Origin of the sequence: Sulfitobacter sp. TCYB15 (assembly GCF_040435955.1) — a bacterium.
GTDB lineage: Bacteria > Pseudomonadota > Alphaproteobacteria > Rhodobacterales > Rhodobacteraceae > Sulfitobacter > Sulfitobacter pontiacus.
Genome location: NZ_CP159193.1, coordinates 2,063,784 through 2,079,508 on the forward strand (window position 1 = coordinate 2,063,784; position 15,725 = coordinate 2,079,508).

Below are 15,725 nucleotides of genomic sequence, written 5' to 3' on the forward strand. Positions count from 1 at the left end.
TGCGTTAAGGTGATGCAAAGCTAGTGCTGCCCTCGCAAGGTCAAGGCCGTACTAGTCCCTAAATACGCCAAACGGCGACCCCAAGGGGCCGCCGCCAGACAAATCGTAGCCGTCGTGCCGGTGGTTTAGCCGTTCACATCAACCACAACACGACCCCGCACCTGACCGTTCAGGATGTCTGCCCCCAGCTTGGGCAGATCGCTCAGCGTCGCAGGCACGACCATATCCTCAAGCTTGGACAGTGGCAGGTCTTTCCCGATCCGCTGCCATGCGCGCAGACGGTTGTCATAGGGTTGCATGACGGAATCGATCCCCAGCAGGTTCACACCGCGCAGCAGGAAGGGGATCACCGTGGCCGGCAACCCTGCCCCACCTGCAAGCCCGACAGCTGCGACCGAACCGCCGTATTTCATCTGCCCCAAGACCCGCGCCAGCATTTCGCCACCCACAGCGTCAATGCAACCGGCCCAGGTTTCGGATTCCAGCGGACGTTTAACGGTTTCGTTCAGCTCTTCCCGCGCGACGATCTGCGTGGCACCCAGCGATTTCAGATAATCCGCCGTATCCGGGCGGCCCGTCACACCGGCGACCTCGTGACCCAATGCAGCAAGGATGGCGACCGCGACCGACCCCACGCCACCGGCGGCACCCGTCACCAGTACCGGCCCATTGCTCGGCACCAGCCCGTGATCCTCCAGCGCCATGACAGAAAGCATCGCGGTAAAGCCCGCCGTGCCCACGGCCATGGCCTGGCGGGTATCCAGCCCCTCGGGCAGCGGCACCAGCCAGTCTGCCTTCACACGCGCCTTTTGCGCATAGCCGCCCCAATGGGCCTCGCCCACACGCCAGCCGGTCAGCACGACCTTATCGCCGGGTTTGTAGCGATCATCGTCCGATGCCTCCACGGTGCCTGCGAAATCGATACCGGGAATATGGGGATACTTGCGCACCAAGCCGCCGCCCGGCCCGATGCACAGCCCGTCCTTGTAGTTCACGGTCGAATATTCGACAGCAACGGTCACATCCCCCTCGGGCAAACGGTCAAGGTCGATCTGGGTAACCTCGGCATGAGTCTTGCCGGTGTCCTCATCCTTATTCACCATCAACGCATCAAACATCATTTCTCCTGTCTCGGACCGCTGTTCAGGGCCCGCTTCATTTTGCCAGTAAACTCCGGGGAGCCCGAGGGGCTGGCCCCTCGGTTCCATGGGTTCAAGCTGCGCGCCAGTGGGGGTGCCCGCCGACTCGCATCTTGCAAAATTAATGTCAGACAATTAAAGTTTTTCCAAACCATAAATGTAAGACATATGAATTCCACGCCAGAAACCGCCTCTGATCTGTCCAGCCATATTGCCGCGAACATCCGTGATGCAATCATCAAGGGTGTGCTGATCGTCGACGAACGCCTCCCCTCCGAGGCGGAGCTGTCGGCGCAGTTCAACGTCTCGCGCGCGACGGTGCGCGAGGCGCTCAAGCGGTTGGCGGCACAATCACTGATCCGTACGCAACGGGGCGCAACGGGCGGCGCTTTCGTCAATCGCATCAGCTTTGAAGCCGCCCAAGCGCAGCAGATCACCACCTCTACCCTGCTTTTGTCGATGAACGACGTCAGCTTCGAGACCGCCTGCGAGGCCCGCTTCGCGCTAGAGCGCGCCTGCGCCCCCCTGTCGGCGGCACGCAGGCAGGATCATCATCTGGACGCGATGCAAAACGCGCTTGCAGCGCAATCTGCCCCCGATCTGTCGGACGCGGGCTTTTGCGCGGCTGATGTCGCGTTTCACCGCGCGCTGGTCGATGGCGCGTGCAATCCGGTGCTGTCCTATCAACTCGCCGGTGCGGTCGAAGCGATGCAACCGCTGATGAACATGATCACCTTCACCGCATGGTCCCGCGACGCCATCGTCGCGCGCCATCGTGACATTGCCACCGCGATCGCCGCCCGCGACGCCGGCGCCGCCGCCCAAGGGCTGACCCTGCTTGAGGAAGAGACCCAGGCCCTCGCCCGCACCGTCTTTGCCCGCCGCAGCAAACAGAGTGACGCGGCCCGATAGCCGCGGGTCAGCTTTCGTTTTCAAAGCTTTCCCCTTGCAAAGCAAATCACGCCCCTTATATCTGGGGTGTCCTTCGGGACTATGGGTATAAACGCGCATGTAATAAGCGGTTCGGACCCGGGGGCGGTACCCGGCGACTCCACCAAACATCCGTCATTTGCGGATCATGGGGTCGAAATAGGATCGACGAACGTCTAAAGATGTTGCTTTATCTCGGCTGACTGCCACCGTTATCGGCGTAAAATGTACAATTGCAAATGACAATCGTGCTCCAATGGCGATGGCCGCGTAAGCGACCGGAACTATTGAAACTTAAGTCCTTACGTTTAGCGACCTAAGGCGGGGTTCGCAGGTACCTGGCAACAGAAACCTGCACTTACATTTCCCCCGTAATTTTCCACTTTCAAGCGCATGACATGCAGTTTTCGCCTGCTCATGGTCAGGCGGGTCATCGCCTGTGCTGCAATCAATCGGCAGCTTGCATAAGCACTTCGTCCGCTTCAGAATGAACGGCAGAACACCCAAGCCCCTTGAACCCTGACTTTCAACGCGCACTTCGGGTTTGTTTGACTTGCGGTAAAAAAGTCCATAATTTTTAATAAGATACATTAACCGCCCACAAAGCAGAGAAGCCGCTCAATGTCCCAATCGACTGAAATCCTTGTCTCAACCCGGTTCTCGTTTCTAGGGGCGTCAGGATGGCAAAGCGACTTTTCCAAAGATGCGGCGATGCTGTTCGATAAAAACAGGCTATTGCGGCGGCTGTGGCTGTTCAACAATATCGCGTTGGCGAGCCTCGCGTCGCAAACGGATGATAACTTTCACCATTTCATCCTCTCCAGCGATCAGATGCCCGATTGGGCAAAATCAGAGCTGACCGATATGTGCGAAGACCGTTTAGGGGCTGGTAAGTTCACGATACAATTCGCGCCGCAGGGCCCGGCGAGGAAGTTTCAGCGCCACGCAATCGCAAAATTCGCAGGGAGCGATCCGGTAGCGCAAGTCGTCCTTGATGATGATGACGGGCTGTCTTCGGATTTCATCGCAACGCTCAGAGCGCATCTAGCGCAAGCCGAGCCGCTCGAAGCAGAGGGCACGCCCCATTTTTACACCTTTCCAAAGGGCTACGCATTGGGCCTGCGTGACGACGAGGTTCAGTTATGGGCACATCGCTTCAAATTCATTAATTTGGGTCTGACGATGGTTGGCAGGAAAGACCATAAAAACATATTCGGCATCGGCCATATGGATGCACCGAAACGGTTCGGCTACACCAGCGACACTCGGAAACTCATGTATATCCGCACGTTGAGCGACGTGAACGACTCGCGTGTCAGCGTCGGTGAAAGATGGAAAGAGGTCGAGAATTGGCGCGACGACGAGGACTTTAAATCAAGGTTCCCTTGGATGCTGGGCGTGCCGTTCAAAGAGTTCAACGATTTCGATAGTTTGGCGTGATAGCAACCTGCGCCCCCTAACCTGACAATCCGCATCCTTTGAAACCCGCCGCGCGTATGTGCGGGCAGTGCCAATCGGTGCCCCACCGGCGCTTGACCTCGGGGGCCGGTACTGCGACCTCTGACGCGGGGCATCGTGAGAGGCATATGCGAGATATGAGTGTACCGGAATGGGGCCTGCTGGCGCGTGTGTTCGGGCGGATCGGGGTGCTGTCCTTTGGGGGGCCAGCGGCACAGATCGCCCTGATGCACAAAGAGTTGGTCGAGCGTCATCGCTGGCTTTCGGAAGACGGTTTTTTGCGCGCGCTGTCCTTATGCATGTTATTGCCCGGACCAGAGGCGATGCAGCTGGCGACCTATGCCGGATGGCGGCTGCGCGGCACCCTTGGCGGGCTGTTGGCGGGACTTTTGTTTGTACTCCCCGGGGCTGCGGTCATTCTGGCGCTGGCCTTTGGCTATGCCTATTTCGGCCAGCTTCCCTTGGTTCAAGCCGCGTTCATGGGGATTAAGGCGGCGGTCATTGTCGTGGTCTTTCAAGCCTTACGCAATCTGGGACGGAAAGCGTTGCACGGGCGCGCGGGATGGGTGCTGGCCGCGCTGGCCTTTGTGGCTCTGTTCGTCTTTGGTCTGCCCTTTCCGCTGATCATTATGGGTGCGGGCCTTTGGGGCGCTTTCGGTGCCACCGGGCACGGCAGCATGGCCGAGATTGAGGGGCTACATCACCGCCCTGCCCGCCCCTTCGGCGTCATCGGACTTTGGGTCGCGCTATGGGCGTCGCCGCTGCTGTTTGTCTGGGGTATGGGGCAAGAATTCCTGCTCAAGATCGGGCTCTTCTTCTCGAAGCTCGCGGTGGTGACCTTTGGTGGCGCCTATGCGGTGCTGGCCTATATGGCGCAGACCGTGGTGCAGGATCACGGGTGGATCACCACCGAACAGATGATCGACGCCTTGGGGCTGGCCGAGACGACGCCGGGCCCTCTCATTCTGGTGACGGAGTTTGTCGCCCTGCTGGCGGGTTTTGCCCAATCGGGGCCATGGGGCGCGGTCTCGGCCGGGGCTCTGGCGCTCTGGGTGACATTTACGCCCTGTTTTCTATGGATATTTCTTGCAGGCCCGTATCTGGAGGCGATCTCGGCGCAGCCGCGGCTGGCGGGGGCCTTGCGCGCGATTACCGCCGCCGTCGTCGGCGTGATTGCCAATCTATCGGTCTGGTTCGCGCTGCATGTGATGTTTGAACGCGTGCTGCCTATGGCGCATCTGGCCGTACCTCTGCCTGATTGGAGCAGCTTTGATCCCCTGGCCGCTGTGCTGACCGGTGTGGCGGGAGTGTCGATGCTGGGGCTGCGGTTCGGCTTTGTCCTGACGATGACGATAAGCGCTGCATTGGCCCTTTGCTGGCGCCTGTTGCTATAAATTTTTGCGCCCCCTTTTCACTGGTGCGAAATGCCGTATGCTATCGCCATCAACCAAGGCCGGAGAGAAGTAATGAGCCGAAGCATTGAGTATGGCAATCTGATGCACGATGCCATGCGCGGGTTAATTCGTCAGGTATTACTTGACGTTGCAGCCAATGGACTGCCCGGCAACCATCACTTTTTCATCACGTTCGACACCTCTCATCCGGATGCGGAACTGGCCGATTGGCTGTCCGACCGCTACCCCGGCGAGATGACCGTTGTCATGCAGCATTGGTACGACAAGCTTGAGGTCACCGAGGAAGGATTCTCGGTCACGTTGAACTTTGGCGATGCGCCCGAACCGATGTATATCCCCTATGACGCGATCCGCACCTTTGTGGATCCGTCGGTGGAATTCGGCCTGAAGTTCGAACAGCAAGAACCCGGCCAGCAGGACGAGGACGAAGACCTGCCCCAACAAGACGAAAGCGAGCTTGAGGTCGAGGAAGAAGCCCCCAAAGCCGCCGAGATCGTATCGCTGGACAGCTTCCGCAAGTAATCGACCGGTCAGCGCTGCCTTGTCGCCAAGGTTAGCGCCATCGGCTCATTGCACCGCTGCGGCCCGCGGGGTAAACCCTGATCAGACATAAGCCCAAGATCAGGAGCCTTTTCATGGCCGATACCCGTACAGAAACCGACAGCTTTGGCCCATTGGAAGTGCCGTCCGACAAATACTGGGGCGCGCAGACCCAGCGGTCGATCATCAACTTCCCCATCGGGTGGGAAAAACAGCCCGTGCCGATCATCCGCGCCCTTGGCGTCGTGAAAAAAGCCTGTGCGATGGAAAACCTGAACCAGGGCAATCTGGACCAGAAGCTGGCCGATGCAATCACCGCCGCGGCGACCGAGGTGATCGAGGGTAAGTTCGACGACAATTTCCCGCTGGTCGTCTGGCAGACCGGTTCCGGCACCCAGTCGAATATGAACGCGAACGAGGTGATCTCGAACCGCGCGATCGAGATGCTGGGCGGCGAGATGGGGTCGAAAGATCCGGTCCACCCCAACGACCACTGCAACATGGGACAGTCGTCCAACGATACCTTCCCCACCGCGATGCATGTGGCCATCGGCATGCAGGCCCGCGATGTACTGCTGCCCGGCCTGCAAAAACTGCACGACGCCTTGGTCGCGAAGTCCGAAGAGTTCAAGGACATCATCAAGATCGGCCGGACCCATACCCAGGATGCGACACCGCTGACCTTGGGTCAGGAATTCTCGGGCTATGCGCATCAGGTGAAAAAGGGGATCGAACGGGTCAACGCCTGCCTGCCCGACATCTATGAACTGGCCCAAGGCGGTACTGCCGTTGGCACCGGCCTGAACACCAAGAAAGGCTGGGCCGAAGCCGTGGCCGCGCATATGGCCGAGATCACCGGCCTGCCCTTTGTCACCGCGCCGAACAAGTTTGAATCGCTGGCCGCCCATGACGCGATGGTCATGTTCTCGGGTGCGTTGAAAACCGTGGCGGGATCGCTGTTCAAGATCGCCAATGACATGCGCTTGCTCGGGTCCGGCCCGCGTTCGGGTCTGGGCGAGTTGATCCTGCCCGAGAACGAGCCCGGGTCGTCGATCATGCCGGGCAAGGTGAACCCGACGCAGGCCGAAGCGCTGACAATGGTCTGTGCGCATGTCATGGGCAATGACGCTGCTGTCGGCTTTGCCGGCTCGCAAGGGCATTTCGAGCTTAACGTCTACAACCCGATGATGAGCTATAACGTCTTGCAATCCATGCAGCTTTTGGGCGACAGCGCCTCGGCCTTCACGGACAATATGGTTGTCGGCACACAGGCCAATGTCGAACGTATAGACAAGCTGATGAAAGAAAGCCTGATGCTGGTCACAGCGCTGGCCCCCACGATTGGCTATGACAACGCGACCAAAGTCGCGAAGACGGCCCACAAGAACGGCACGACGCTCAAGGAAGAAGCAATCGCCTTGGGCTTTGTCGATGCCGAAACATTCGACCGCGTGGTGCGGCCGGAGCAAATGATCGGACCCAAAGAATGAGCGCCCCCATCAACCTCAACAAGGTCAAGAAAGAGCGCAACCGCGCCTCGCGCAAGGCCCGTGCCGATGAAAACGCGGTACAGTTCGGCCAAAGCAAGGACCAGAAAGAGGTTTTGAAAGCCCGTCTGGCGCAAATCTCGCGCAATCTGGAAGCCCATAAGCGCGACACATGAGCGCCCGACCGGTGAAACATTCGGTGACCCTTCGGGGTCACCGTACGTCGATCTCGCTGGAGGATGAATTCTGGCAGGAATTGCGCGACCTTGCGCAAGAGATGGACATGCCGATCAATGCGCTGGTGGCGCAGATCGATGCAGAGCGCGGCGTTGAAGCGGGGCTGGCCTCTGCGATCCGCGTGTATGTGCTGCGTGCATTAAAGGAACGTTTACCTTCGCGGGGGTAAGTTTCCCCCATGGTCAAACAACAGTTCTCTCCATTGTCGCCCGAGGGCTGGATGCTCGCCCTATTCAGTTCGAAGGCCGCCCGCAGCGGGTGTGTCGTGCGGCGGAACGTCAGGGATGTCGAAAGATATGTGGGCCGCCACGCGTTCGAGCAAGAACTTCTACGCCGCGGTTATCACGCTGTGGAGAATGCGGGCCAGCTCGTGATCTTTTGCAATCAGGAACCGATCCGCATTATTGTTTAGGGGTTTTCTTCCCAAGAAAACCCCCGCGGAATTTAGGAAAAATCCAATTTAGGCGACAGAGGCGTCGTAGATCTTGCTGATGTTCTGCCCCAGTGCCGTGTTGAACTCGGCATCCGACATCTTGACGTTCAACCCTTCGGTCAGCGCGCGCGAGAAGCTGGCGATCATCTTGGGGTTTTGCGTCAAACGCGCGCAGGCGTCTTCGGTCGAATACCCGCCCGACAGCGCCACGACCCGCAGCACATTGGGGTGATCCGCAAGGCTGTCATAAAGCCCCGCGCGTTCTGGCAGGGTCACCTTGAGCATCACCAGTTCCTCCGCCGAAAGCGTAGCCAAGTGTTTCTCGAGCTCGGATTTCAGGATGTCCTCGGCTTCCGCCTTGCTCTCGGAATGGATGTTCACCTCTGGCTCGATGATCGGGACCAGACCGGCAGCGCAGACGGTTTTGGCAACGGCGAATTGCTGCGCCACGACCGACGCGATCCCTTCGGCGTTGGCGGATTGGATGACCGACCGTTCCTTGGTGCCAAAGATTCCGGCGGCTTTCGCGCGTTTCAGCAGATCGTCCAGCTCGGGCATGGGTTTGAGCAGCTGCACGCCGTTTGCTTCGTCTTCCAGACCTTTGTCGATCTTCAGGAAAGGCACGACGCCGCGGTCTTCCCATAGCAGTTGGGCCACAGGTTTGCCGTTAATCGTGTTGTCCATCGTGCGTTCAAACAGGATCGCGCCCAGAACTTTGTCAGAGGTGAAATCATCGGCCAGAATGATCCGCGCGCGCATGTCGTGCATGGCTTGAAACATCTCGGCATCGCCCGAGTAATCAGAGGGTTCAACGCCATAAAGGCTCAGCGCCTTGGGGGTCGATCCGCCCGACTGGTCCAATGCGGCCACAAACCCCTGCCCTGTTTCCATTTGTGTGCGCTGTGCGTCTGTCGTGGTCATGATGATCCTGGCCCTTATTGATTCCGTCGAATGTTCGTTTAACGCATCTATTCCCGCGATGATATATCGTTAGCGCCGGACAAAGCGCAGCAAAATGCCGTCTTTTGAACGAACTGTCAGATGCGCCACGGGAACAGGTGGCTTTTCGCCGACAACCTCTATGCGGTAATCGCGCAGGATACGTGACAGGATCAACGGGCCTTCGACCATGGCAAAGCCCGCCCCCGGGCAGACCCGTGCACCGGCGCTGAACGGCAGATAGGCCTCGCGCTGGCATTTCTTGCCGTTCTCGCTGTGCCATCGCGCCGGATCAAACCCGTCGGGGTTGTCCCACAGTCGTTCGTGACGATGCAGATGCCACGGGCTGATCACCACCTGTGCCCCACGCGCCACGGTTCGGTCGCGGAACGTCGCGGGGCAGCTTGCTTCGCGCACCATCATCGGCACGGGGGGATAAAGCCGCAGCGCTTCGCGGAAGACATCGCGGCTTTGCCTAAGCTTGCCCATGACCGTAAAATCGCACTGGTCGATCGCCAGTGCCTCTTCGGCCAGACGGTCCTGCCAGTCGCGATGGGTCGCTACCAGATACATCGCCCATGCCAGCGCCGAGGCGCTCGTCTCGTGGCCTGCAAGAAAGAAGATAGCGACCTGATCGACCATTTCATCGGTGGTAAAGGTAGAGCCGTCTTCGGGGTCGGGCGTGGTCATGATCTTGGTCGCCAGATCGTCGGGGGCGGTGCCCGCCTTGATCGCCTCCATCCGCTCGGCCGTCAGCGCGGTGATCAGTCGCCGGATCTTGGCAGCGCTGCGTTTGGTGTCGCGGCGGAACAGCCGTGGCAGCCAGCGGGGCAGCGGTACAAAGGCCGCGATGTTCAGGATCGGCTGGCTGCGCTGATAGGTTTTGAATTCGTCAAAGACCTCGCGCGCCATGTGGTGTTCGATGGGAATCGAAAACAACGTGCGAAAGATCACATCCGCCGCCGCGTGGCTGGTCTGCGCCTCCACCTCTAGCGACGCGCCATCATGAGGGGCAAGCCGTGCCGCGGCTGCCTCTGCCGCGTCCCAAATGGCGGGGAAGGTTTCGCGCAAGCGGCCCCCTTCAAACGCGGGGTCAATGATGCGCCGCTGTCGTTTCCATATCGCCCCGTTGGTCAGGAATACCGAGTTGCCAAGCAGCGGGCGCAATCCTTCGCCGATCCGGTCAGACTTGGGATAATCGTCGGGGCGCGTCTTGAGCACGGTCTGGATCAGATCGGGCTGGTTTATCAGATAACTGCGGAAGAACGGCGTTTTGAACTCTGCCATCCAGGCCCGATACAGGCGTGCGGGCTGCGCCGACAGGATGTCTTGGCGAAAGAGCCGCGCATAGCGCCAAAGCGACACTTTCGCGGGGCGGCTCTCGGGTTTGGGGGGCAGCGTCATGGCGCGGTAGAGGTGAATTTATTCACCGGTTTGACAATGCGCGACCGGGATGCAGGCCGTCCGGCATAGCGTTCGGCCAGACTGTGCGGGCCGGCGGTGATCTGGAAATAGTCATAATCCTTGGGCGCATCAAAGGCGCAGAGGTATTGGAAATGCAGCCGGAAGAACCGCCAGCGCAGTTCTTTCCAGCGGGCGGGGGTCAGCGATTGGGTGAAGGCCGCGGAAAACACCAGCGGCCAGCGTTTATCCTCGGGGGCAACGCCCGACACCGCCACCGGATCGCAAAGCGCAAAGGCACAACCGTCGCCGGGGGCGGTCACATCGACCCATGTCAGACCCTCGCATTGGGACAGAAAGCGCAAATCGGCGCGCAGACGGTGGGCATCGCGCAGGAAGGACACCATCGGCACCACCTGCCCCAAGGTCATAAAGGCCAGCGCAGGCCCGTCAGCAGGGACACGGCCCGCCCGGATCAGATCGGCAAGGATCGACACCCCCAGATGCGCGCCCGAGGAATGACCGACGACAAGCACCTCGTCCACATCAGACCTCAGCGCCTGTGCGATGGCATCCCCGAATTCGGTCATGCGCGTTTCAAGCGCGGGCGGGTTCGCCCCGCGCGTCGCGGCCCCGAAGGCGTAATCATGCATCAGGTAATAGGCGAAAAGCTTGCCATCGTGTTTCTTGAACCAGCGCAGCACCTGCCAGCCCAGCCCCACGCCAGCGGCGGCGACGATCCCCTTGAACCACGCAGGCCCGCCAAAGAAGGTCAGCCCCGCGTAAAGCAGCTTGCCCGCGAGGGCAGCGATCAGGAGTTGCAGCAGCAACATCCCCACCGGATAAAGCGCCGCAATCACCGGCCCCTTGCGCAGCTTCATCAACCGCCAAAGCGCACCCGATGCGATATAGACCCAAGCCGTCTGCACCAACTGCCCATAGGTCGCGAGGATCGAATTGCTCATGGAGATGCGCACGATGTCGGACCAGACGAGCACGTCGACCTGAGCCTCTACATCAACGCCATCGATATGCGCGGCGACGTTCCAGCCGTAGTTCCCGCCGCCCGTCTTGGGCGACAGCGCGATCTGATAGTCCGAGATCCGCGCCTGTGCGCTGCCTTCCTTGCGGTAAAGCTCGCGGTAGCGGCGCGGATGAATGGGGTCGTAGCCCGGGATATAGAAAACCCGTCGCGTCTTGACTGTCTGCTCTATGTTCTCGGCCATCGTTCACCCTGTATTTCGCCGCAGCTTAAACAGGTTTTCCGGCAAGAGTAAGGCGCCTAACCCAAGGATCCCAAGGCAGGAAATGTTTCCAGCAACCAGAAAGAGAAGGTCGTAAACGCCCCCGTCAGCAGCGCCAGACCGACGACCACCAGCAAGATCCCCATGCCGCGTTCGATCAGCTTCATATAGGGCTTGATCCGGTTCATGACGTGGGTGGCGCGGGTGATGAACATCGCCGCCAGCAAGAAGGGGATACCCAAGCCCGCCGCATAGACCCCCAGCAAAAGCGTGCCGCGCGTGACCGAGGCTTCGGACGCCGCGAGCGACAGGATCGCGCCAAGCTGTGGCCCGATGCAGGGTGTCCAGCCAAAGGCAAAGGCCAGCCCAAGGATATAGGCCCCAAAGGATGTGCCGCCCTTGTCGCCCGCATCCAGTCGCGCCTCTTGATCCAGAAAAGGAATTCGGAAGACGCCCAGAAAATGCAGACCAAAGATGATCACCACGATGCCCGACAGCCGCGCGAAGAGCACCTGATTTTGTAGGAAGAACGCCCCGAAGACCGAGGCCGTGAACCCCAGAATCAGGAACACCGTACTAAGCCCCATAACAAAAAACAGGGCCGCGATGACAGCCTTGCGGCGCGCGGCGGCGACCGATGACATGTCGTTCAGGGTTACCCCGCTCATATAGGCGAGGTACGGGGGGACGATGGGCAGTACGCAGGGGCTCAGAAAGCTGATGATCCCGGCGGTCAGCGCGATGAGTATGGCGGGCAGTAGTCCCGCGTCGATCAGGTCAAATCCAAACATGACATCAGCCATAATCTGCTTTGTCCGGCGCGTCACCTGCTGTTGCGCGTGATCCCCGTCACAAGGTTGTGGACGCGTTGAAACATGTGGCTTATCTGAGGATCATGACAGATAAAAACTTTCTCGACGCGACGGGGCTATTGTGCCCCCTGCCCGTGCTCAAAGCCCGTAAACGCCTGCAATCATTAGCGTCTGGCGATCTTCTGACCGTGCATGCGGATGATCCCGCCGCGATCATCGACATCCCGCATTTCTGTGCCGAGGCCGGTCACAGCCTTGAAAGCGCCGCGATGGACGAAACGCCGCAGGCCTATGTGATCCGCAAAAAGTAACGGTCCCGCCGCCCCACGTGCCGCGGATACCGCAGATAAAAAAGGCAGACGCGAAGGTCTGCCTTTTTTCGTTTCTATATGTCGGCGCAAGGGCGCTGCTTAGCCGCCCAAGGACCACCAGCCGCGCCGCTTGGGCTTGGCGGGTTTTTCGGGCTCCGCCTGCGGGGTCGCCTCGGGCTGAGATACTTCGGTGACCGGTGGCTCCGGCTGGATTTCCTGCGCGGGCGGCATTTCCGTCGGGGTGCTATCGGGCACCTCGGTCGGGGCCGGCGTTTGCTCCACCTCGGCGGGCTGGGACGGCTGCGCGGGCGTGGGTTCCGGCGTCGGGATCGGCGTCGGCTCCTTTGCGGGCTCGGGCGTCGGCGCGTCTGGTGTCACCTCAGGCTCGGGCTTGGGCTCGGGGGTTGGCTGCTCTTTTGGCGCAGGTGTTTCCTCGGGCTTGGGTGCCTCTTGCGAGCCCTCTTCGGTAGCCTCAACCGGAGCGGCCTTGGGCTTGCGCGTGCGGGTCCGCTTGGGTTTTGGCTTGGGCGCGTCTTCGGCGGCGTCCGCGTCGGCAGGAGCCGCGTCGGCAGGTTTCGCGTCTTCAGAGGTCTTGGCATCCGCGTCTACGGTCGCTTCTGCCGCGGCATCAGCCTTGGGTTTGCGGGTCCGGCTACGGGTGCGCTTGGGTTTGTCCTGCGGTTTCGCGTCATCAGAAGCGGCGTCTGCAGTCGCATCCGTTTTCGCGTCATCCTTGGCATCCGCAATTTCCGCGGGCGCGTCACTATCGCCGTTGTCACCGTTGGTGTTGCTATCGCCGTTGTTTTCACCGTTGGCCGCATCATCCCCGTTGGATTTGCCACCCCGACGCCGCCGGCGACGACGACGACGCTTGGGTTTCCCTTCGCCATCATTGTCATCGTCAGAGCCATTGTGCTGGTTCTGCCCGCCATTGCCGTTGCCGGTAGGTTCATTGTCAGCATTGTCCGCATCTGCTTCCGCATCGACATCCAGATCGTCGACCTCGTCCATGATGGAGGTATCAACCGACACCACATGTTCGATCGGCGTGACAACGCGTGTCGCGGTCTTGAACTTTTCAAGCGAGAAATCGGGGCTGACCAAAGCGGGGTCGCCTTCGATGCGCACGGCCATGCCATAGCGGCCTTCGATATGGGCGATATGTTCGCGCTTCTGGTTCATCAGGAAGTTAGCGATGCCCACAGGCGCGGTGATCAATACCTCGCGCGACCGTTTGCGGGTGCCCTCTTCCTCGATCTGGCGCAGGATCGACAGCGCAAGGTTGTCGTCCGACCGGATCAGGCCGGTGCCGTGGCAGGCGTGGCACGGCTGTGTCGTCGCCTCGATCATACCGGGACGCAAACGCTGGCGCGACATTTCCATCAGACCAAAGCCGGAAATACGGCCCACCTGAATACGCGCACGGTCGGTTTTCAGCTTTTCCTTCATAAGCTTTTCAACGGCGGCGTTATTGCGACGCTCGTCCATGTCGATAAAGTCGATGACGATCAGACCGGCCAGATCGCGCAGACGCAGCTGGCGGGCGACTTCGGCGGCGGCTTCCAGGTTAGTCTTGGTCGCGGTCTGCTCGATGGAGCCTTCCTTGGTGGCCCGGCCCGAGTTCACGTCGATCGCAACAAGCGCTTCGGTCACACCGATCACGATATACCCGCCCGAAGGCAGCTGCACCGTGGGATTGAACATGCCCGAGAGGTAGCTTTCGACCTGATAGCGCGCGAACAAGGGCAATGTTTCGCTATAGAGCTTCACGTTCTTGGCGTGGGACGGCATGATCATCTTCATGAAGTCCTTGGCGATGCGGTAACCGCGTTCACCTTCGACAAACACCTCGTCAATCTCGCGGTTATAAAGGTCGCGGATCGAGCGTTTGATCAGGTCGCCTTCTTCGTAGATCTTGGCGGGCGCGATGGATTTCAGCGTCAGCTCGCGGATCTGTTCCCACAGGCGTTGCAGGTATTCGTAGTCGCGCTTGATCTCGGCCTTGGTGCGTTGTGCACCGGCGGTGCGCACGATCAGACCGGCACCTTTTGGCACCTGAATTTCGTTTGCGATCTCTTTCAGCTTCTTGCGGTCCGCGGCGTTGGTGATCTTGCGGCTGATGCCGCCCCCACGCGCGGTGTTGGGCATGAGCACACAATAGCGGCCGGCCAGCGACAGATAGGTTGTCAGCGCGGCACCCTTGTTGCCACGTTCCTCTTTAACGACCTGCACCAGCAGGATCTGACGCACCTTGACGACTTCCTGGATTTTATAGCGCTTGGGCCGTGGCTTGCGCGCGGTGCGCAGATCGTCGTGGTCATCGTCATCCGCCACGGATTCGATGCTGTCATCCTTGGAGGACGCATCTTTAGCCTTGGGGCTATCGTCGCTGTCATCCGCGTCGTCGCTGTCGTCCTGATCATCGGCATCAGGTTTCGCGGCGTCTTTCGCATCTGCATTGGCGGCCTTGGGCGTGTCACCTTCTGCCTTGCTATCATCGCCGTCTGGCTCTTCGACAGGCGTTTCGGCAACCCGCTCCATCGGAGAGGAGCCTTCTTCATCGTCCAGATCGACGGTCTGCATGCCGTTGATCTGGTCGCTGTCGGTCGCATCCGCGTCTTTGCTGACCGTCGCGTCATCGGACACGGTGTCTTCGGCCTTGGACTTGCTGCGGCTGCGCGAGCGTGTGCGGCGTTTGGGTTTTTCGTCTTCGTCTTCCTTGGCGGCCTGCGCTTCGGCATAGGCACGCTCTTCCTCCATCAGCGCCAGACGGTCGGCGACGGGGATCTGGTAGTAATCGGGGTGAATTTCCGAAAAGGCGAGGAAACCATGACGGTTGCCGCCATAATCCACAAACGCGGCCTGCAACGAAGGTTCGACCCGCGTGACTTTCGCGAGGTAGATATTGCCAGCTAGCTGGCGTTTATTCTCTGATTCAAAGTCAAATTCTTCGACCTTGTTTCCGTCAACCACAACAACGCGAGTTTCCTCAGCGTGGGTGGCATCGATAAGCATTTTCTTAGGCATAAATCCATTTTGCACAGCTGCGCAAACAGCAGCCCCGGTGGGGCGCTGCGAGGCAGGGTATGTCTTGTCAGGGCGATGGGTGACGCGGCTAAAACAGGGCCCAAAAGGCCGCCTGTCTGTCTGCTCTTGGCGTCTGCGCGCGTCATCGCGGTTCTTCTCCGACATGGGTGGTGCGTACCGCGCCCCCATATCCATTAATTTACTGCGGTTGTCCGGCCAAAGGCACGGCGCAATCGTCAGCGGTTCTTGAGCCTTTTTTAAGGGCCTAATCGGTCTGCCTGGTCACCACATGCCGGGGAACCGAGGCATCGAAACTGTCTGGGGTCTGGTTTGCCATCCAAAGAGGCAAACA

General features: G+C 59.9%; 15 protein-coding genes and 1 other RNA gene. 10 read left to right on the forward strand and 6 right to left on the reverse strand.

Annotated elements, in window-relative coordinates; genetic code table 11:
• Window positions 1–125: 125 nt before the first annotated feature.
• Entirely contained in the window at window positions 126–1,118 is a 993-nt protein-coding gene (gene acuI, locus ABM428_RS09895) for an acryloyl-CoA reductase (protein ID WP_132996560.1), read from the reverse strand.
• Between the two features lie 189 nt (window positions 1,119–1,307).
• Here acuI and ABM428_RS09900 point away from each other — a divergent pair, with 189 nt between their 5' ends.
• From ABM428_RS09900 to ABM428_RS09940, 9 genes are all read left to right on the forward strand, one after another.
• Window positions 1,308–2,051, forward strand: a complete 744-nt coding sequence (locus ABM428_RS09900) for a FadR/GntR family transcriptional regulator (RefSeq protein ID WP_132996559.1) — start codon at window positions 1,308–1,310, stop codon at window positions 2,049–2,051.
• Between the two features lie 30 nt (window positions 2,052–2,081).
• Window positions 2,082–2,428: a transfer-messenger RNA gene (ssrA, locus tag ABM428_RS09905) on the forward strand.
• A gap of 262 nt (window positions 2,429–2,690) precedes the next feature.
• A complete protein-coding gene (locus ABM428_RS09910; RefSeq protein ID WP_132996558.1) occupies window positions 2,691–3,509 on the forward strand; it encodes a glycosyltransferase in 819 nt (272 codons plus the stop codon).
• A gap of 155 nt (window positions 3,510–3,664) precedes the next feature.
• On the forward strand, window positions 3,665–4,921 hold the full coding sequence (chrA, locus tag ABM428_RS09915) for a chromate efflux transporter (protein ID WP_132996557.1): 1,257 nt from the start codon (window positions 3,665–3,667) through the stop codon (window positions 4,919–4,921).
• Between the two features lie 72 nt (window positions 4,922–4,993).
• Entirely contained in the window at window positions 4,994–5,464 is a 471-nt protein-coding gene (locus ABM428_RS09920) for an SspB family protein (RefSeq protein ID WP_005853671.1), read from the forward strand.
• A 113-nt stretch (window positions 5,465–5,577) separates the two neighbouring features.
• Window positions 5,578–6,972 (forward strand): class II fumarate hydratase, encoded by a 1,395-nt coding sequence (gene fumC, locus ABM428_RS09925; RefSeq protein ID WP_005853673.1) that lies wholly within the window; start codon window positions 5,578–5,580, stop codon window positions 6,970–6,972.
• On the forward strand, window positions 6,969–7,145 hold the full coding sequence (locus tag ABM428_RS09930; RefSeq protein WP_005853675.1) for a DUF4169 family protein: 177 nt from the start codon (window positions 6,969–6,971) through the stop codon (window positions 7,143–7,145). Before fumC ends, ABM428_RS09930 begins: the two co-directional genes overlap by 4 nt.
• Window positions 7,142–7,375 carry a ribbon-helix-helix domain-containing protein gene (locus tag ABM428_RS09935; protein WP_064216470.1) on the forward strand — a complete coding sequence of 78 codons (234 nt, stop codon included), beginning with the start codon at window positions 7,142–7,144 and terminating at the stop codon, window positions 7,373–7,375. Before ABM428_RS09930 ends, ABM428_RS09935 begins: the two co-directional genes overlap by 4 nt.
• 9 nt (window positions 7,376–7,384) lie before the next feature.
• Entirely contained in the window at window positions 7,385–7,618 is a 234-nt protein-coding gene (locus tag ABM428_RS09940) for a hypothetical protein (protein WP_005853679.1), read from the forward strand.
• 48 nt (window positions 7,619–7,666) lie between these two features.
• Here ABM428_RS09940 and ABM428_RS09945 read toward each other — a convergent pair whose 3' ends face one another.
• From ABM428_RS09945 to ABM428_RS09960, 4 genes are all read right to left on the reverse strand, one after another.
• Complete coding sequence (locus tag ABM428_RS09945; RefSeq protein ID WP_064216469.1) at window positions 7,667–8,560, reverse strand: fructose bisphosphate aldolase; 894 nt, start codon at window positions 8,558–8,560, stop codon at window positions 7,667–7,669.
• 69 nt (window positions 8,561–8,629) lie between these two features.
• Window positions 8,630–9,982: a cytochrome P450 gene (locus ABM428_RS09950; protein WP_353627897.1), complete on the reverse strand. Its 1,353-nt coding sequence runs from the start codon at window positions 9,980–9,982 to the stop codon at window positions 8,630–8,632.
• Window positions 9,979–11,205 carry a hypothetical protein gene (locus ABM428_RS09955; protein WP_353627898.1) on the reverse strand — a complete coding sequence of 409 codons (1,227 nt, stop codon included), beginning with the start codon at window positions 11,203–11,205 and terminating at the stop codon, window positions 9,979–9,981. Before ABM428_RS09955 ends, ABM428_RS09950 begins: the two co-directional genes overlap by 4 nt.
• Before the next feature lie 56 nt (window positions 11,206–11,261).
• The gene (locus ABM428_RS09960; protein WP_037945030.1) at window positions 11,262–12,014 is read right to left on the reverse strand and encodes a cytochrome c biogenesis CcdA family protein; all 753 of its coding nucleotides are present in this window, start codon (window positions 12,012–12,014) and stop codon (window positions 11,262–11,264) included.
• A gap of 104 nt (window positions 12,015–12,118) precedes the next feature.
• Between ABM428_RS09960 and ABM428_RS09965 the strand changes: the two genes are divergently transcribed.
• On the forward strand, window positions 12,119–12,346 hold the full coding sequence (locus ABM428_RS09965) for a sulfurtransferase TusA family protein (RefSeq protein WP_037945031.1): 228 nt from the start codon (window positions 12,119–12,121) through the stop codon (window positions 12,344–12,346).
• Window positions 12,347–12,445: 99 nt separating this feature from the next.
• Here ABM428_RS09965 and ABM428_RS09970 read toward each other — a convergent pair whose 3' ends face one another.
• Window positions 12,446–15,373 carry an Rne/Rng family ribonuclease gene (locus ABM428_RS09970; RefSeq protein ID WP_353627899.1) on the reverse strand — a complete coding sequence of 976 codons (2,928 nt, stop codon included), beginning with the start codon at window positions 15,371–15,373 and terminating at the stop codon, window positions 12,446–12,448.
• Window positions 15,374–15,725 lie beyond the last annotated feature (352 nt).